Source organism: Tessaracoccus yangjingae (genome assembly GCF_054483935.1).
Map to the genome: position 1 here is coordinate 574846 of NZ_CM137014.1, position 16823 is coordinate 591668.

The following is a 16823-nucleotide window of genomic DNA, read 5'->3' on the forward strand; positions in this document are numbered from 1 at the left end:
GCTCACCCCGGGCGCCGTCTTCTCGTATGCAGGGGCCGGGCCCGCCGTCGCCCGTTAGGCTGTGGGCAAACGGAAGGGGCAGCCTGTGAAGGGCGTTGTCGTGTTCTCCGGGTCCGCTCACACCGCGCTGGCCGACGAGATCTGTTCCCACCTGGGGCTGCGTCGCTCAGGCGTGAAGATCTCGCGCTTCAGCAACGACTGCCTGCAGGCGCAGTTGTTGGCCAACTGCCGCCAGCGGGACGTCTACATCGTGCAGCCGCTGGTGCCGCCCACGCAGGACCACCTCATGGAGCTGCTGCTCATGATCGACGCGGCCAGGGGCGCGTCGGCCGGGCAGATCACCGCCGTCATCCCCCACTACGCGTACGCCCGGTCGGACAAGAAGGACGCCTCCCGCATCTCCATCGGCGGCCGTCTGGTGGCAGACATGCTGTCGACGGCGGGCGTGGACCGCGTGCTCACCATGAGCCTCCACGCCCCCCAGGTGCACGGCTTCTTCTCGGTGCCGGTGGACCACCTGACGGCCCTCGGCGTGATCGCGGACCACTACCGCGACCGTGACCTGAGCAACACCGTCGTCGTCTCCCCAGACCTCGGCAACGCCAAGCAGGCGACGCTCCTGGCCCGGCTCCTCAACCTGCCCGTGGCCGCCGGCTCGAAGCAGCGCCTGGCGGACGACCGCGTGGTGATCGACGCCATCGTCGGCGACGTGTCGGGCAAGCGCGCCATCGTGCTGGACGACGAGATCGCAACCGGCGGCTCGATCGTCGAGATCGTGTCGCGGCTGGGGGACTTCGGCTGCGGGGACGTCTCCGTCGCCTGCACCCACGGCCTGTTCGCCGGCAAGGCGGTGGAGAAGCTGCAGAGCGTGTCGCGGATCGTGGAGGTGGTCTCCACCAACACCGTCCCGCCGCCCGCGGACTTCCCGGGACTGACCGTGTTGAGTGTCGCCGCGTTGTTCGCCGACGCGATCGACCGCATCCACAACGGCCGCTCGGTGAGCAAGCTGTTCAACGACGTGGACCCCGCCTACGCACCGCCCCCGGAACCAGAGGGCCTCTTTTAGGCCTGGCCGTCGGCCGGTCCCTCTCCCCGACGACGGCGGATCCGTCGAACCACCTCCCGCCAGGACGGCACCACCACCCCCTCCGACGCCATCAGGCTGCGCAGGCGCCGTCGGCTGAGGTAGATGCCGAGGATCCCCGCCACGAAGAAGGGGATCTGCAGCAGCCACGCCAGGCGCAGCTGCTCCGGCGTGTAGTCGCCGCCGCCGGAGAGCCAGTCGAGGAAGACGCCCATGATGAGGATGAGGACCGTGCCGCCCACGAACCCGCCCGCGATGACGATGCCGTTGGCGGCGCCCAGGCGGGTGGCCGGGAGGTTGGTGCGGGGGAAGTCGAAGCCCACCCCGGTGCCGGGGCCGGAGACCGCGAGCGCCAGGACGAGGAGAAGGAGCAGCGGCATGGGGGCGCGGCCTGGCCACAGCAGCACGGCGGCCCAGCACGCGATCACGGCCCAGATGAAACTCAACACCAGCGTGCTGCGGCGCAGCGGGTGCCGGGCGGTCAGCGACCCGACGACCGGGCCGGCCACCATCGACGCCACCGACAGCAGGGCGAACAGGCCGCCGGCCTCGGCCTGCGAGAGCCCCTGGCCGACGACGAGGTACGGGATGCCCCACATGAACACGAAGGTGATGCTGGAGAAGCCCGAGGTGAAGTGCACCCAGAAGCCGAGCTGGGTGGCGGGGTGCATCGAGACGCCCTTGATCCGCCGGGGGATCTCCCGGATGGGGTCCACCACGACGGCGGGCGCCTGCCCCGGCGGCGCGTCGCGCACCCACGCCGTCACGAGCACCGCCGCGAAGACGCTGAACCCCACCGTGATGAGCAGGCCCGTCTGCCAACCCAGGAGCTTGATCAGCGGCAGGACGGCGCCCACGGCCGCGATCTGACCCACGGCGCCCACCATGCCGGTGATCTGGCTCAGCACCGGCACGCGACTGGGCGCGAACCATCGGGGCAGGAGCCTCAGCACCGAGTTGAACATGCAGGCGTCGCCGATGCCCAGCAGCACCCGGGCGACGTAGGCGGTGGAGAGGTCGTCGGTGGTGGCCAGCAGCGCCTGCCCCGCCGCGATGACCAGCGTGCCGCCGGTGAGCATGATCCGTGAGCCGTAGCGGTCCAGCAGCAGCCCGACGGGCACCTGGGCCAGCGCGTACGTGGCGAGCTGGAGGACCACGAAGGTGGAGATGATGCCGGGGGTGGTGCCGAAGTGCTCGGCTGCCTCGAGCCCGGCCACGCCGAGCGCGGCGCGGTGCATGACCGCCAGCGCGTACCCGAATACGCCGAACCCCCAGACAACCCAGGCCGTCCGACCGTATCCGTTCGCCGCCACGCGTGACCTCCCAGGGACGATCCTATGCCGACCGGATGGACGGCGGGTCCGCGGGGCGTCCGGTGGTGGCAACCGGAGGGCAACAGGAAGGGCGGCGGGTCGGGAGTCGGCCCGGATGCCGGGAAAGCTCCGGGCCGACCGGCCGGCCGCAGGTTCAGTGGACGCTGTTCCTGCACCCCCATGGTCTCAGGGGCCGATTCCGCTCCCCCGCGGGGGCACCCATGCGCGACGGGGTGGCCGGTGCTACCCTCCCCGCCCCCGTCGCGCCCACCCCGGTGCGTCCGCGTCAGATGGTGGAGATGTCGATCACGTAGCGGTACCGCACGCGCGACGCCACCACATTGTCGTAGGCCTCGTCGATCCGGTCCGCGTCGATCATCTCGATCATCGGCGCCAACCCGTGCTCGGCGCAGAAGTCCAGCATCTCCTGCGTCTCGCGGATGCCGCCGATGTTGGACCCGGCGAGCACCCGGGCCTGGCCCGTGAGGATGCCGAGATGCACCTTCGACGCGTGCTCCGGGAGCCCGACGTTGACCAGCACCCCGTGGGCCTTGAGCAGCTTGAGCAGCGAGTCCAGGTCCACGCCGTCGGACACGGTGGTGACGATGAGATCGAAGGTGCCGCGGAGCGAGCGCATGTCGTCCTTGTCCGCCGTCGACACGTAGCTCGATGCGCCGAGCGCCAGCCCGTCGTCGCGCTTGGCCAACGTCCGGCTCAACACGATGGTCTCCGCGCCCATGGCCGCCGCGATCTGCACGCCCATGTGCCCCAGGCCGCCCATGCCGACGATGCCCACCCGCTTGCCGGGCGCGGCGCCCCAGCGCTTGAGGGGCGAGTAGAGGGTGATGCCCGCGCACATCAGGGGCGCGGCGTGCTCGAGGGACATGTCGTCCGGGACCCGCATGAGGTAGTCCTGCTCGACTGTGATGCCCGTCGAGTAGCCGCCCGCGGTGGGGAGGCCGTCGCGGCCGGTGCCGTTGTAGGTCCAGACCGTCCCCGGGCGCCCGGTGCAGAACTGCTCCTCGCCCTGTCGGCACATGTCGCACTCGCGGCAGGAGTCGACGAAACAGCCGACGCCGACGCGGTCTCCGACCTTGAACTTTGTGACCTCGGAGCCCACCTTGCTCACCACGCCTGCGATCTCGTGCCCGCCGACGAAGGGGTAGTGGATGCGGCCCCACTCCTCACGCGCGGTGTGGATGTCCGAGTGGCAGATGCCGGTGTAGGCGATGTCGAAGAACACCTCGGTGGGGCCGGGCTCGCGGCGGGTGATGGTGGTCTTCCGGTAGCGACCGGTGGGCGAATCGATGGCGTAGGCAGCGACGTCGGGCATGGGCTTCCTCCATGAAGCGTGTGGCTGGGGGTCGCCTGCGATGCTACTCCGATGTGACTCGGGGCAGGGGCGGACTACGCGCCTCCCAGGCCTTCCATCCACGCGGCCGCCTCGGCGCCGGGCGCGGGCTCCTCGGCGGTGTCGGAGGGCAGGGTGCACGTGGGTGCGACGCCGGGCGCCGGGCCGAACTCCTTGCCGCCGAAGATGTAGGTCTTGGCGTACTCGTAATAGGCCGCGTGCTCGCCCGAGTCGTACGGGTTGTCCAGGGCGCAGCGGCCCACGTAGTAACCGACGACGTCGGCGAACGTCTCCGTGACGCTGCGTCCGGCGTACTCGCTGAACCGCCCCTCGCGGGCGAACAGCTTCGTGAACACCGTCCAGTACTCGGGGTCCTCGTAGCGATCCGAGTTCCGCACGTGGCCGAGCTCGTGGATGACGAGACGGACGAGGCGGCCCTCGTCCCCGCTGTCCAGCGCGCGCTGGAACTTGGCGAAGTCCAGTGTGACGTAGTTGGTCTTCGTCAGGCTCCAGTCACCCCAGGCGTAGCCGGAGATGTTCGACGCGTTGATGCCGAGCGTGCCGCTCACGTTGGCCTGCAGGTCGGCGAGATAGGTGGTGCACCCCACCGCGTCCAGGGTCTCCCACAGGATCTTGATGGAGGGGCGCCGCTGCTCCGTCCACTGGGAGCCGGCCAGCTTGAAGCCGAAGGTGGCCGCCAGCTGCTCCTTGAGCTGCTCGATCGACGCATCGGCCGGGTAGGGCTTGGTCGAGACGCAGGGGGTGGGGATGCCGGTGACGGACACCACCGGGGCCGGCGCGATGGGCAGCGCCTCGGCGGAGGTTGCGGCGGCGGAAACGGCGCCAATGGCCAGCGTGGCCATCAGGCCAGCGATCCATCTGCGCACTACCACTCCCGAGTTCCGGACATCGACGAATCCAAGAATCTCTCAGGTTTCTCAGCGAGTCAACTTTAGTGAACCCTCGGGGCACTTCTGGGGACGACACTGTGGATAAAACGTATCAAGGGGCACAACTTGTCCACAGAGCCCTCGAGGCCGCTGATCTGACCCCCTCCCCCTCCTAGATTGACCGCCGGAAGGGAGGCCACATGCACGACCAGAAGAGGCCCAGCACGCCAGAGACCGCCCCGCCGGCCGCACCGAGACCGGCCGCGGTCCAGCTACGCGCGCGCCGCAGCCCCAAGCTGATCGCGCTCGGGGCGCTGCTCGTCGCCGTCGGCGGCCTGGGCGCCGCCGCCCTCTACTCCATGAACGCGGACCACCGGGCGGTCGTGGTGATGGCGGCGGACGTGAGGCGCGGTGACGCCATCGAGCGGGAGGACCTGGCCGTCCTCGAGATTCCCGAGAGTCTCACCGTCGAGGCGTTGGGCGCCGCGGACCTGCCCGGGCTGGTGGGACAGCGCTCGCTCACCGACCTCCCGCAGGGCGCCTTTCCGCTCGCCAGGCACGTGGGCGAGGATCCCCTGCCCGCCGGGAACGCCCTGATCGGGCTGCGGCTCCCGCTGGGCAAGCTGCCCACGGCTGACATGCCGCCCGGCACCACCGTCCGGCTGGTCGGGCTGGTCGAGGGCCGCGAGGTGTCGGCGGACGCCGTCGTGGCCAGCTCGCCCGTGCTGCTCGACGACGGCTCCAGCTACTCGCTCGACGTCCGCGTGTCCGACGCGCGGGCCGACGAGGTGGCGCGGCTCTCCGCTGCGGACCTCGTCGCCGTGGTCGTGGTCAGGGGCGCGTGATGGCCGTCATCCTCCTCGCCTCCGCCACCGGCTCCCCGGGCGCCACCACCACCGCGCTCGGCCTGGCGCTCGCCTGGCCGCGACACTCACTGGTGGCGGACTGTGACCGCGACCCCGGGCAGGCGATCCAGGCCGGGTACCTGCGGGGCATGGACAACGGCGGCCGTGGCCTGATGTCGCTTGCCCAGCTGCACCGCGAGGGCACGCCCCTGGCTCCGGAGCTGTGGCGCCACACCCTCCCGCTCACCCAGGAGGGGGATCGGGAGCGCCGGTTCCTCCCCGGCTTCTCGACGGCGGGCGCCTCCCGCCTCTTCGAGCACGTGTGGGGAACCCTCGGCGAGGCGCTGGCCTCGCTGGACGAGCGCGGGATCGACGTCCTCGTCGACGGTGGCCGCATCTCGTCCACCGGCCTGCCGCTCGGCCTGCTGGCCGCCGCGGACGCCGTCGTGGTGTGCGTGCGCTCGTCGCTACGGTCGCTGGCGGCGGCCCGGATCCACCTCACCACGCTGGAGGACCAGCTGCGCTCCATGCCGTCTCCCACCATGGCGGCGCTCGCCGTGGTGGGGCCCGGGCGGCCGTACGCAGCGGGTGAGATCGCGGCCCAGTTCGGCGTGCCGTGCTGGCTCGAGCCGCCGTGGGATCCTCGGGCGGCCGAGGTGCTGAGCGACGGCGCCGTCGAGCCCCGCCGGTTCCACGAGGGCTCCTTCATGGGCCGCTTCCGGGCGGACGCCAAGGCCCTCTCCGAGCGCGTGACCCGCAGCCGTGCGGCCGCGTCGGTCGCGGTGGGGGCGGGTGCGCGATGAGCGTCGGACAGCTGCCGCCCTTGTCAGGCGCGCTCGGGCGCCTCGGGCTCGTCCCCTCCGAGGTTGAGCCCACGCCGGCCCCGGACCCGGCGTCGGCGCGCAGGGCCGCGAGCGCCCCCGTGCAGGCGCCGCCCGTCAGCGACGAGGTGGACTGGCAGATCGTGGTGGGCCTGCGGCGCGAGGCGGTGGAGCTGATCACGCGCGCGTCGGCCGAATGGCTGGCGGGCCGGGGGCAGCCGATGCCCGAGGAGGACCGGCGCGTCCGCGGCAGGGCCATGATCCGCAGCGTCGTGCACGCGCGAGCCCAGAGCCTGGGCGAGGCGGGGGAGGCGCTCTGGCCGTTGGCGCTCGAGCTGCGCTACGCGGACGCGGTGGAGAACGCGATCTTCGGCTACGGGCGGCTGCAGCCGCTGTTCGAGATCGGGGACGCGGAGAACATCGAGATCCACGGCTGCGACACCGTCACGGTGCAGTACGGCGACGGCCACCGCGAGTCGCACCCCGCCGTCGCGGACACCGACGAGGAGCTGGTGGACGCCATCCGGTTCCTCGGCGAGACTGCCACCCCGCCGCGGCCCTTCGACGACCTGCACCCCACGATGACGCTGGCGCTCGGCAACCGGTTCCGGCTCCACGCCATCGGATTCGGCCTGTCCTTCCGGCCGTCCGTGGTGATCCGGCAGCACCTCCTCACGGATGTGACCCTCGACGAGCTCGCCGACGACGCCATGCTCCCCCCGCACGTGGCCCGGCTCCTGCAGGCGGCGGTGCTGGCACGCAAGTCGATCGTCATCTCAGGGGATCAGGGCGCCGGCAAGACCACGTTGCTGCGGGCGCTCATCGCCGCGATCCACCCCCACGAGCGGTTCGGCACGCTGGAGACCGACTACGAGCTGCTGACCCACCTGCTGGGCCATCGCCGCAACATCCTGGCGCTGCAGGCGCGGGTGGGGATGGGCGAGACGTCCGGGGGCTCCAGCGTGGGGTCGTACACCGTCGCGGACCTCATCCCGGAGGCGCTGCGGCAGAACCTGACCCGGATCGTCGTCGGCGAGGTCCGCGGCTCCGAGGCGGGGGCCATGTTCGAGGCGATGCAGTCCGGCGCAGGATGCCTCGCCACCACGCACTCGCACTCGGCCGCCTCGACGATCGACCGGCTGGCCGCCCGCGTGGCGCAGGGGCGGGTGCTCAGCGTCGAGGATGCCATGCACCAGATCGCGCATCACCTCAACTTCATCGTCCACGTCACGCTCCAGGACGACGCGTGGCGCGGGGGCACCAGGTCGCGGTTCGTCTCGGAGGTCCGGCAGCTGACGGGCACGGTGGAGGCGGGGCGCCCCACCACGCACCTCGTCTACCGGGCGGGCACCGCCACCCAGCCCGAGCTGTTCCAGCCGGAGGCCGCGATGGCGGCGGAGCTGGCCCAGTTCGAGGGGGCATCGCCGTGGGCGTGATGCTGGCCGCGCTGGCCGGCTCGGCGGCGGGGCTGGGGATCCTCCTGGTCGCGCTCGGGCTGCAGCGCTCGGAGCGGTTACCCACACCTTTGTCCACAGGTGTGTGGACAAAGGTGGTCAGGTGGTGGACAGCGCTCTCGCCGGTGCGGAAGGGCTGGTTCGCGGCCGCCGCGCTGGGCGGCGTGGTCGCCGGCGTCGCCACCGGCTCCCTGCTGGCCCTCGTGCTCCTGCCCGCCACCGCCATCACCATCCCGCTCCTGCTGAGCGCACCGCCGAACCGCGAGGTGGAGGTGCTGGCCGGGCTGGACCGGTGGGTGCGGCTGATCGCCACCTCGCTGTCCTCGGGGCGCTCCATCCGTGACGCGATCTTCACCACCCGCACCCAGGTTCCCCCGGTGCTCCGCGAGCCGGTGACCAGGCTCTGCACCCGGCTGGACCAGCGCTGGCAGACCCGCGACGCGCTCTTCGCCATGGCCGACGAGCTGGCCTCGGCGGACGCCGACGCGGTGGTGGCCGCGCTCATCATCGCCTCGGCCAAGGGCGGCGCCGGCGCGCGGGCCACGCTGGGCGCCATCTCAGACAGCATCCAGGCCAGGCTCTCGGCCCTCCGCGAAATCGCGGCCGAGCGGGCCAAGCCCCGCGCCGTCGTCAAGCAGGTGACCTTCATCACGCTGGGCGTCCTCGTCGGCGCGATGCTGCTCAACCCCCAGTTCTTCGCCCCCTACGCCACCCCGTTGGGCCAGCTGATCGCGCTCGGCCTGGCCACCGCCTACCTCGGTTGCCTGGTGATGCTGCGTCGCATGACCGTGCCGCCCATGGCCCCGCGGTTCCTGCGGAGCGCGCCGTGATCGCGCTGGCCATCGGCTGCGGGATGGTGGCCGGGCTCGGGGCGGTCATGATCGTGCGGGGCTTCAGCACGCCGCCGGTCCGCCTCGGCGACGCCCTCGCCCTGCTGGACCACCGCCAGCCGACGGCACCTCTCGCGGACCCGGCCACCGGCGCGGAGGCGCTGGGCGAGCGGATCCACCGTCGGCTGCGGCTACCGCTGACCGCCCGGCAGCAACAGCTCCTCCTCATGCAGGGGCGCAGCGTCGGGGACTTCTTCGTCGAGAAGCTGGTCTGGACGACGGCGGGGCTCGCCCTGCCCGCGGTCTGGGCGGCCGCGCAGGTGGCGTTCGGGGGCTCCCCGGGCGTCGCGCCGCTGGGCATCGCACTGCTGGGCGCGGTGCTCGGGTACTTCGTGGCGGACCTGAGGCTCCGCGGCGGGGCCGAGCAGGAGCGCCGCGCGGCCACCGACGGCATCCACACGTTCTTCGACCTCGTGGTGCTGGAGCGCCTCGCGAACTCCTCGGCCGCCCAGGCGGCGGCCAACGCCGCGGCCGTCTCCGACGCGCCGCTGTTCCGGCGCATCTCGTCGGGTCTGGAGCGGGCCAGGATGGAGCAGACGCAACCCTGGCACGAGCTGCGCGAGGTGGCCCGCGAGTGGAACGTGCCCGAGTTGGCCGACTTCGCCGACGTCATGCAGCTGGAGGAGCAGGGCGCCGGGCTGGCGGACGTGCTCCAGGCGCGCGTGCGGGAGCTGCGCGATGCCCATCTGGGCGCGCAGCGGACGGCCGCCCAGGAGGCCAGCGAGGCGATGTCGTTGTGGATGACCATCCCGGCCCTGCTCCTGGGGCTGGCGCTGCTGGTGCCCCCGCTCCTGAAGCTGCTGGCCACCTGATGTCAAGAGACAAACCCAAACTGTGGACGAGTTTCCACACTTTTCTGCCCCTCTGTGGATAACCCCAGAACTGACCCAACCCTCAACCAGACTTCACCCAGGAGGTTCCCATGTCACCCATCCACCACCTCGTAGGCCTCATCGTCTCGCTGCAGCAGGCCCCCCGCGTCCGCGACGAGCGCGGGCTCAGCCAGAGCACCGAGAACGCCATCCTTCTGGCGGGCGCCGCCGCCATCGCGCTGGTCGTGATCACCGCCATCACCGCCTACGTGACCGACCGGCTGCCGAGCTGACATGTCGCGGCAGTGCTGCACGACGGCGGTGGGACGGTGAGGGCGCTTCGGGCGCTCGGCGCCGTCCTCGCGCTCGCGTTCCTCCTCCTCGGGATCCCCTGGCTGCTGCTCCTCGTGGGCAGGCCGGGCGCGCTCCTCACCGCGGACTGGGTCACGTCGCTCACCGTGGCGATGGACAGCAGCGTGCTGGTGGGCGCGCTGAGCGCCGCCGCCTGGCTCGCCTGGGCCGTCCTGGCGGTCACCGTCGTGCTCGAGGCCGTGGCGGTGCTGACGCGGCAGCGCGTCGTTGTGGCGCTCCCTGGCACTGCCTGGCTGCGTCCCCTGGTGGGGGCGCTCGTGCTCGCGGCTGTCGCGGCGCCCACGGCCGCCGTCGCTGATGTCGGTGCCGCGCCGGCCGGCCCGCCGGACGGTGCCGACGGCGTGGCCCTGTCCGCCCCCGTCACGCCCGTCGCGTCGGTCGAGCAGCCCGCCGCCCCGGCACGCGTCTACGTGGTGCAGGAGGGAGACGAGCTGTGGGGGGTCGCCGAGCGGGAGCTGGGCGAGGGCGGCCGCTGGCGCGAGCTGGTGAGCCTGAACCCGGGGCTCTCGGAGTCGTCGCGGCTCCAGGCCGGGGCGCGCCTGGCCCTCCCCGAGGTGCCCGCCGTCGGATCGGTGGTGGTGGAGCCGGGAGACACGCTCTGGTCCATCGCGGGCACCGAACTGGGTGACCCTGAGCGCTGGCCGGAGATCCACGAGCTCAACCGGGATCAGGTCACTGATCCGGACCAGATCGACACCGGCTGGGTCTTGACGGTCCCCGGCGCCAACCCCGCCCCGCAGGCCGCACCCGCTGCCGCGGAGCCCGTCGCCGCGGCGGTGCCCGTGGAGCCTGCCGCCGTGGCGGACGAGTCGGCCGTCGACGAGTCGGTCATGGACGCGTCGGTGGTGGACGCGTCGGTCATGGACGCGCCGGACGTTGCGGAGGCGCCGGCTGAGCAGCTCACGGTGCCGGTCATCACGGCACCGCCCGTGGCCCTCCCGCTCATCAACGCCACCCCCACACCGTCGGAGCCGGCGATCCAGGCCACCGAGGTGGCCTCCTCCATCGACGAGTCGGACGACGGCGTGGCCGGCCTGCTCGGCCCCATCGGCGCGGTGCTGGCCGGGAGCATCCTCGCCGGGGTGGCCTCACGGAGGCGGCTCCAGCTGCTTACCCGCGCGATGGGGCGCCGCACGGTCCCCGTCGCCCCGCACCTGGCCCGGTTCTGGGCGGCGCTCGCCCGCACGGCCGAGGACGCCGAGCCGGGGCTGTCCCCCACCACGGTGATGCTGGGGTGGGCGGCCGACGGCGAGCCGGTCACCGCGGACCTGGAGCGCGAGCGGTCGGTGCTGTTCTCGGGCCCGGCCTCCGGGCCGGCCATCGCAGCCCTTATCACCGGGCTCACCTGCACCCCCTGGTCGGACGAGACGCACCTCGTGCTGGTGGGCGGCCACGAGTGGGCCGAGTCCCTGGACGACCCGCGGATTACTGCCCTGCCGGGCGCCGACGAGGGGCTGAGCCACCTGCAGCGGCTGTGCAGCCAGCGCCGCCTCGCGATGGCGGGCAGGACGTTGGGCCAGCTGCGCGAGGACCCGGACCTGGCCGCGGCCTGGCACCCCGTCGTCGTGGTGTTCGTCGCACCCCTCACGCCGCTCCACCTCGACACCGTCACCGACGCCCTGGCCCTCGGCGAGGTTGGGGTGAGCGTCGTGGCAGAAGCGGCGGCCGCACCAGATGCCGGCTCGACTGTCGTCGTCGACGACCGGTCGGGCACCTGGCACGAGCAGGCGTTCGTGCCTCAGCTGCTCACGCAACCCGCCAAGCGCGCGGTGCTGGACCTGTTCCAGGCGGCCGGCAGCGCTGAGACGGAGCCGGCCCCCTGGTGGCGCACCGACGACCTGGCCTCCAACGTGACGCCGCTCCCCCACTCCCCCGTTACGCCCGAGGACCCCTTCATGAACGGACGTCCCACCTCCCCCGAACACCCCCTGCTGCTGCTCCTGGGAGACGTCGACCTCATCGGAACCCGGGGCGCCGTACCCGGCCGGGCGGTCGGCCAGTGCATGGAGTACTGCGCGTGGCTGCTCGAGCACCCCGGCAAGACGCCCACGGCCATGACGCGGGCCCTGATGATCGCCGAGACCACGCGCCGGTCGAACGTCAGCCGGCTGCGCAGCTGGCTGGGCGCGGCTCCGGACGGCGAGCAGTACCTGCCGGACGCGTACTCGGGGCGGGTCGCGCTGGACCCGCGGGTGACCTCGGACTGGGAGAGCTTCCGCACCATGCTGAGCGGCGGCGTCAACGTGTCCTCGGACGCGGCGCTCGTCGCGGCCCTGCGGCTGGTCCGGGGGGAGCCGCTGGGCTCGTTCGAGTTCCAGTGGGCGTGGGCCCACGAGCTGCGCACAGACATGGTGGCGATGATCGTCGACGCCGCCTGCGTGCTGGCGGACCGTGCCCTGGACCGGCAGGAGGCGCAGGCCGCGCTCTGGGCCGTCCGGCGCGGACGCCTCGCGGCCCCGGCCTCCGATGCGCTGGCGGCTCGCGAGATCCTGGCGCTCGCGCTGGCCGGCCGCTCCACGGAGGCCGCCGGGGTGGCCGTGGCGCTGACCCGCTCGGCCAGGGCCGAGGGCCGTGACCTCGCGCCGGATCTCGCCCGCCGGATCCAGGCGGCGCTCCACGCACCGTCGACCCAGCACGCCCTGGCGGACGCTTAAACCAGGCCCAGCCCCGCCAGCGAGGGCTTCTTCGCGGCGGCGTCGCGCAGGGCCTCACGGCCCGGGTCGCCGAACACCTCGATGAACCCGTCGACGAAGAGGCCGGGTAGCGCCTCCGCTGGACCAGTGGCGCGGCTGCCCACCACCGCCTCGAGGGTGCCGGCCGCGTCCTTGGCGGCCTTGGCCCGCAACTGCTCCGGCTGCAGCCGGTTCATGCCCCACACCACCGACGAGTACTGCGGGTCCGTCAGGCAGGTCTGGAAGTAGACGGCCGCCGCGTCGCGCAGCTGGGCGTCGATCGTCTCCTGCCCCACCGCCTCCCGCGCCGCCTTGACGTCACGGCCGGAGTAGAAGGCCTCGATCGTACGGCGCATCCGGGTGAGGCTGGGCGTCAACCGGTGCTGGCGGGCGTCGATCATGAGGCTCAGCAGGAAGCCGAGGAACCTGTCGCCGTCGTCGTGCTTGCCGTAGCGGGCCACCCGCAGGGCGGGATGCAGCGTGCTGCGGGCGTCATCGTCGGACATGGCCGCAACCTACCACCGGCCGATGAGGCCCCCGTCACGAGAAGTGGACGATGTTGTTGAACACCCAGTCCGTCTTCTTCGTGAAGGTGTAGCCGCCGCCCGCCTTGGGTGTGGCGGCGTAGAACGTGGACACGGCGTAGGAGCGGCAGCCGTTGCCGCCAGAGGTGGCTGTGTCGCACTCGGTGCGCCACTTCCGTCCGTCCTCGGCCACCCATTCCGCGGTGGTGTTGCCGAGCGGGTTGCCCGCCCACAGGTCGCGCGGCGAGGCCACGTACGTGAGGTTGTTGAAGACCCAGCCCTCGGCCATCCTCAGCGAGCCGCCCACGTTCCTCACCGTCGTCGCCCAGATCTCGGTGCGGCAGCGCTCGGTCTGGGAGTAGGGCTCGCAGGAGGTCCGCCAGGCGCGCCCGGACACGGTGTGCTGCCCCTCCGTGACGTACAGCGACACCGGATCGATGGTGTCGGCGGGCGCGATCACCGGGCGGCTCTCCGAACGGGAGGCCCCGTCGGCGCTGGCCAGCGATGCGGGGTTGATCAGGTTGTTGGCCACCGACGGCACCGCCCGGCACGAGCTCCGCGCGTCTGCCACCACCGCGCCGTCGGAGTTGCGGGTCCAGTATCCGCAGAAGGCGTTCCCGGAGCCGCGGACCGTGTAGCCGCCGAGGGACAGACCGTCGATGGGCATCTCGACGCCGTTGCGCATCAGCACGAAGTGGACATGGCGGAAGGTGCCGCTGCCACAGGTCTCGGAGCCCGGCATCGCGGTCATGCCCAGCTGCGCGCCGGCCACGACCGACTGCCCCTCCTGAAGGCCGCTGGGCATGCTCTTGAGGTGGTAGTACTTCGTCTGCCAGCCGTCGGCGTGCTGAACGGTGACGTGGCACCGGGTGAATGAGCCGGTGCCGCCGATGTCCACCACGGTGCCGTCAGCGGAGGCCACCACCGCGATGGAGCCGCCGCCGGAGGCGCCGAGGTCCACGGAACTGCGCACCCCCGACGAGAACGTGTGCGTGCCGCCGGCCTGAACCGTCAGCCCCCACCCGACGGGCAATGCCAGGGGGAAGGAGGGCAGGGTGGCCGCCTGGGCGGTGGGCGCGGGCACAACGGCGGCCACGCCGGCCAACAACGCGGCCACGACGGCGCCGAACAGTTTTCTCACAGGACGTCTCCCTCGCAGGGCCGACACGACACTACGAGGGTAAATCAGATCCTGAGAGAAATCTAATAAACTTTTGGCAATTCCTCAGGTTGTGGCGGGCCTCAGGCGAGCTGCAGCGCCCTGGCCACGATGATCCCGACGAACACGGCCGCCAGCAGGCCCACCAACGGCCACTGCCACACCGCCCGGCGCTCCTTGGGCAGGTACATGATGACGGCCGCGGCGGCCGCCCCGCCGAGCAGCCCGCCGAGGTGCCCCTCCCAGGAGATCCCCGACCAGGTGAAGGACAGCACCACGTTGATGCCGAGCCAGAACAGGATCCCCTTGACGTCGCCCTTGTGCTTGACGGCCAGCAGCAGCAGCGCCCCCATCAGGCCGTAGATGGCGCCCGAGGCGCCGATGGTGGACAGGAACGGCGGGGACAACAGCATCACCGCCGCAGACCCGCCCAGCAGCGCCACGAAGAAGACGGCCAGGTAGCGGGCCCGCCCCAGCACCTGCTCGATGGTGGGTCCGAGGAGCCACAGGACGAGCATGTTGAACAGGATGTGCAGCGGCGACGAGTGGGTGAAGCCGGAGGTGATCACCTGCCACGGCGCACCGGTGGCCACCCCCGCCTGCCAGGTGTAGCCCTCCGCCAGGCAGCCCGCGGCGTCGGTGAGCAGGATCTGGTCACCCACCGGGCAGGTGCCCTGGGGAGTGAGCGCGAGGAGGTTGAACAGGGTGCCGAACGAGCCACCCGTCAGCAGGACCCCGGCGAACACCGCCACGTTGACGGCGATGAGCGCGATCGAGGTGGCCCGGGGGTTCGCCACCCGCGTGCCGCCGTAGGGGAGCACGAGCTGCCGGGTCTCGCGGTGCCCGGCGGCCACGCACTCGGGGCACTGGAAGCCGACGGCTCCGGGGATCATGCAGGAGGGGCAGATGGGCCGGTCGCAGCGCTGGCACGAGATCCCCGTCGGCTGATCGGGGTGGCGGTAACACGTGGGCTGCGCGGCTTGCATGCGACGAGCGTACCCAGCGTCCTCCATGAGGCCCGCGACGGCGGCCTCAGCGGCGCTTGGACTCGGCCAGGGCCTCGCGGTACTCGGGATCGTCCATCACGAGGTAGACCAGACCGCAGTCCTGCGGGCCGGTGACGCTGGCCTGACACAGGGTGCACGGCTCGCCGGGGCGCAGGGGGCACCGGGCGTCGGGGCGCCCCCGAGGGGAGGTCGGGGTGTCGCGCTTGAGCATGATACCCACCAGGGTACGCCCGGCAGCCGACCCCTCCAGAGGCGGGTGGGCCGGTAAGTTGTGCCCATGGGTCACGGGCACGGGCACGGCAGTCACGGCGTCGTCGAGGTGGGGCAGCGCGCCCGCGCCCTGCTCATCGGGCTGCTGGCGGTCTTCGGGGTCCTCGCCGTCGCCGGGCTGATCTGGCTCTGGCCCACCAGCGAGGAGGTGTCGGCCGCGCTCAACAAGATCGCCGACGCCCCGGGGGTGACGTATGAGCAGGCCACCATCGACGGCATCACGCAGGGCTGCGAGTCTGACGTGGAGACGCCGTCGGGCACGGCGGCCTGCCTCACCGCCGCCGTCACGCTGACGACGGGACCGGACGCGGGCGAGCAGGCCTCCGTCGAGTTGACGGGGCCGAACGTGCACAACGGGCTGCGGGCCGGGGACGTGATCGAGGTGGCGCGGGTGCCCACCTCGGACGGCATCCACTACGCGTTCAGCGGGATCAACCGGCTGCCCGTCCTCTTCGTCCTGGCCGCGCTGTTCACCGTCGCCGTGCTGGCAGTGGCGCGCTGGAAGGGCCTGTTCGCCCTGCTGGGGCTGGTCATCGCGGGCGGCATCCTCCTGGGATTCATGCTGCCGGCCATCATCGTCGGGAAGCCGGGGATGGCTGTGGCGCTGTCCGGCTCCACCGTGATCATGTTCATCGTGCTCTACGTGGCGCACGGGGTGTCGCTGCGGACCTCTGCCGCGCTCGCGGGGACCCTGCTCGGGCTGGCGGTCACCACGTCCCTCGGGTCGATCGCCGTCGCGGCGGCCCGGCTGTCGGGGTTCGCGGAGGAGAACGAGTACGACCTCGCGCAGCTCGCCCCCGGGATCAACTTCCAGGAGCTGCTCATGGTGGGCATCATCATCGGCGGCCTGGGCGTGCTCAACGACGTCACCATCACGCAGGCCTCCGCCGTCTGGGAGCTGCGGGCGGCGGCCCCCGAGTGGACGCGGGGGCAGGTGTTCGCCGCGGGCATGCGCATCGGCCGCGACCACATCGCCTCCACGATCTACACCATCGTCTTCGCCTATGCGGGCGGCGCCCTGACCATCCTGCTGCTGCTCTACTTCACCACCCGTGAGCCCCTGGACCTCTTCGGGCTGGAGATCTTCGCAGGCGAAGGGGTGCGCACGTTCGCCTCGGCGATCGGCCTGATCCTGTCGGTGCCGATCACGACGGGGATCGCTGCCCTCACCGTCGGCCCGGCACGGGTCCCGTCGGGTCCGCCGAAGCACAGCGGCGTCGCCGTCGACTGAGTCGCCGTCGGGCACGAATGCCCGGCTCAGCCGCGGCTCACGGCGCTCCTGGTGCCCGAGGCCCGGTCGAGACGGCGTGTCGTGCACCATGGGGGGGCCCAGCAGGGGGGTGGGCAAGCCCGGCCTGC

General features: G+C 72.1%; 16 protein-coding genes. 9 read left to right on the plus strand and 7 right to left on the minus strand.

The genetic code is table 11. The features are described 5' to 3' along the window. Window positions 1-85: 85 nt before the first annotated feature. The gene (locus ACX1D3_RS02445; RefSeq protein WP_458995398.1) at window positions 86-1066 is read left to right on the plus strand and encodes a ribose-phosphate diphosphokinase; all 981 of its coding nucleotides are present in this window, start codon (window positions 86-88) and stop codon (window positions 1064-1066) included. On the opposite strand, the gene ACX1D3_RS02450 is transcribed toward ACX1D3_RS02445, so the two are convergent. From ACX1D3_RS02450 to ACX1D3_RS02460, 3 genes are all read right to left on the minus strand, one after another. Then, on the minus strand, window positions 1063-2397 hold the full coding sequence (locus ACX1D3_RS02450; protein WP_458995399.1) for an MFS transporter: 1335 nt from the start codon (window positions 2395-2397) through the stop codon (window positions 1063-1065). The genes ACX1D3_RS02445 and ACX1D3_RS02450 overlap by 4 nt on opposite strands. Before the next feature lie 286 nt (window positions 2398-2683). Then, window positions 2684-3730 carry an NAD(P)-dependent alcohol dehydrogenase gene (locus ACX1D3_RS02455; RefSeq protein ID WP_458995400.1) on the minus strand — a complete coding sequence of 349 codons (1047 nt, stop codon included), beginning with the start codon at window positions 3728-3730 and terminating at the stop codon, window positions 2684-2686. 74 nt (window positions 3731-3804) lie between these two features. After that, window positions 3805-4611 (minus strand): hypothetical protein, encoded by an 807-nt coding sequence (locus ACX1D3_RS02460; protein WP_458995401.1) that lies wholly within the window; start codon window positions 4609-4611, stop codon window positions 3805-3807. A gap of 227 nt (window positions 4612-4838) precedes the next feature. Between ACX1D3_RS02460 and ACX1D3_RS02465 the strand changes: the two genes are divergently transcribed. The 7 genes from ACX1D3_RS02465 to ACX1D3_RS02495 all read left to right on the plus strand — a co-directional run bounded on the left by ACX1D3_RS02465 (window position 4839) and on the right by ACX1D3_RS02495 (window position 12486). Then, window positions 4839-5483, plus strand: a complete 645-nt coding sequence (locus ACX1D3_RS02465; RefSeq protein WP_458995402.1) for an SAF domain-containing protein — start codon at window positions 4839-4841, stop codon at window positions 5481-5483. Further along, window positions 5483-6286, plus strand: a complete 804-nt coding sequence (locus ACX1D3_RS02470) for a hypothetical protein (RefSeq protein ID WP_458995403.1) — start codon at window positions 5483-5485, stop codon at window positions 6284-6286. Before ACX1D3_RS02465 ends, ACX1D3_RS02470 begins: the two co-directional genes overlap by 1 nt. Next, window positions 6283-7740 carry a TadA family conjugal transfer-associated ATPase gene (locus ACX1D3_RS02475; RefSeq protein WP_458995404.1) on the plus strand — a complete coding sequence of 486 codons (1458 nt, stop codon included), beginning with the start codon at window positions 6283-6285 and terminating at the stop codon, window positions 7738-7740. Before ACX1D3_RS02470 ends, ACX1D3_RS02475 begins: the two co-directional genes overlap by 4 nt. Further along, the gene (locus tag ACX1D3_RS02480; protein WP_458996470.1) at window positions 7740-8588 is read left to right on the plus strand and encodes a type II secretion system F family protein; all 849 of its coding nucleotides are present in this window, start codon (window positions 7740-7742) and stop codon (window positions 8586-8588) included. The genes ACX1D3_RS02475 and ACX1D3_RS02480 overlap by 1 nt, the downstream gene beginning before the upstream one ends. After that, window positions 8585-9460, plus strand: a complete 876-nt coding sequence (locus ACX1D3_RS02485; RefSeq protein WP_458995405.1) for a type II secretion system F family protein — start codon at window positions 8585-8587, stop codon at window positions 9458-9460. The genes ACX1D3_RS02480 and ACX1D3_RS02485 overlap by 4 nt, the downstream gene beginning before the upstream one ends. A gap of 110 nt (window positions 9461-9570) precedes the next feature. Then, window positions 9571-9753: a hypothetical protein gene (locus ACX1D3_RS02490; RefSeq protein ID WP_458995406.1), complete on the plus strand. Its 183-nt coding sequence runs from the start codon at window positions 9571-9573 to the stop codon at window positions 9751-9753. A gap of 36 nt (window positions 9754-9789) precedes the next feature. After that, a complete protein-coding gene (locus tag ACX1D3_RS02495) occupies window positions 9790-12486 on the plus strand; it encodes a LysM peptidoglycan-binding domain-containing protein (RefSeq protein WP_458995407.1) in 2697 nt (898 codons plus the stop codon). On the opposite strand, the gene ACX1D3_RS02500 is transcribed toward ACX1D3_RS02495, so the two are convergent. The 4 genes from ACX1D3_RS02500 to ACX1D3_RS02515 all read right to left on the minus strand — a co-directional run bounded on the left by ACX1D3_RS02500 (window position 12483) and on the right by ACX1D3_RS02515 (window position 15405). After that, the gene (locus tag ACX1D3_RS02500; RefSeq protein ID WP_458995408.1) at window positions 12483-13010 is read right to left on the minus strand and encodes a DUF6553 family protein; all 528 of its coding nucleotides are present in this window, start codon (window positions 13008-13010) and stop codon (window positions 12483-12485) included. The two genes, ACX1D3_RS02495 and ACX1D3_RS02500, sit on opposite strands and share 4 nt — an antisense overlap. A gap of 34 nt (window positions 13011-13044) precedes the next feature. Then, window positions 13045-14169 (minus strand): M23 family metallopeptidase, encoded by a 1125-nt coding sequence (locus ACX1D3_RS02505; RefSeq protein WP_458995409.1) that lies wholly within the window; start codon window positions 14167-14169, stop codon window positions 13045-13047. A gap of 101 nt (window positions 14170-14270) precedes the next feature. Then, on the minus strand, window positions 14271-15173 hold the full coding sequence (locus ACX1D3_RS02510) for a rhomboid family intramembrane serine protease (RefSeq protein ID WP_458995410.1): 903 nt from the start codon (window positions 15171-15173) through the stop codon (window positions 14271-14273). Window positions 15174-15219: 46 nt separating this feature from the next. Further along, window positions 15220-15405 (minus strand): DUF6767 domain-containing protein, encoded by a 186-nt coding sequence (locus ACX1D3_RS02515; protein WP_458995411.1) that lies wholly within the window; start codon window positions 15403-15405, stop codon window positions 15220-15222. Window positions 15406-15471: 66 nt separating this feature from the next. On the opposite strand from ACX1D3_RS02515, the gene ACX1D3_RS02520 reads away from it, so the two are divergent. Beyond that, on the plus strand, window positions 15472-16695 hold the full coding sequence (locus ACX1D3_RS02520; RefSeq protein ID WP_458995412.1) for a YibE/F family protein: 1224 nt from the start codon (window positions 15472-15474) through the stop codon (window positions 16693-16695). The last annotated feature ends 128 nt before the right edge of the window (window positions 16696-16823 follow it).

Excerpts from the sequence above, each read along its gene's own strand:
- ACX1D3_RS02455 (WP_458995400.1), bottom strand. The coding sequence starts at position 3,730 with ATGCCCGACGTCGCTGCCTACGCCATCGATTCGCCCACCGGTCGCTAC.
- ACX1D3_RS02460 (WP_458995401.1), bottom strand. The coding sequence starts at position 4,611 with ATGGCCACGCTGGCCATTGGCGCCGTTTCCGCCGCCGCAACCTCCGCC.
- ACX1D3_RS02465 (WP_458995402.1), top strand. The coding sequence starts at position 4,839 with ATGCACGACCAGAAGAGGCCCAGCACGCCAGAGACCGCCCCGCCGGCC.
- ACX1D3_RS02470 (WP_458995403.1), top strand. The coding sequence starts at position 5,483 with ATGGCCGTCATCCTCCTCGCCTCCGCCACCGGCTCCCCGGGCGCCACC.
- ACX1D3_RS02475 (WP_458995404.1), top strand. The coding sequence starts at position 6,283 with ATGAGCGTCGGACAGCTGCCGCCCTTGTCAGGCGCGCTCGGGCGCCTC.
- ACX1D3_RS02480 (WP_458996470.1), top strand. The coding sequence starts at position 7,740 with ATGCTGGCCGCGCTGGCCGGCTCGGCGGCGGGGCTGGGGATCCTCCTG.
- ACX1D3_RS02490 (WP_458995406.1), top strand. The coding sequence starts at position 9,571 with ATGTCACCCATCCACCACCTCGTAGGCCTCATCGTCTCGCTGCAGCAG.
- ACX1D3_RS02500 (WP_458995408.1), bottom strand. The coding sequence starts at position 13,010 with ATGTCCGACGATGACGCCCGCAGCACGCTGCATCCCGCCCTGCGGGTG.
- ACX1D3_RS02510 (WP_458995410.1), bottom strand. The coding sequence starts at position 15,173 with ATGCAAGCCGCGCAGCCCACGTGTTACCGCCACCCCGATCAGCCGACG.
- ACX1D3_RS02515 (WP_458995411.1), bottom strand. The coding sequence starts at position 15,405 with ATGCTCAAGCGCGACACCCCGACCTCCCCTCGGGGGCGCCCCGACGCC.
- ACX1D3_RS02520 (WP_458995412.1), top strand. The coding sequence starts at position 15,472 with ATGGGTCACGGGCACGGGCACGGCAGTCACGGCGTCGTCGAGGTGGGG.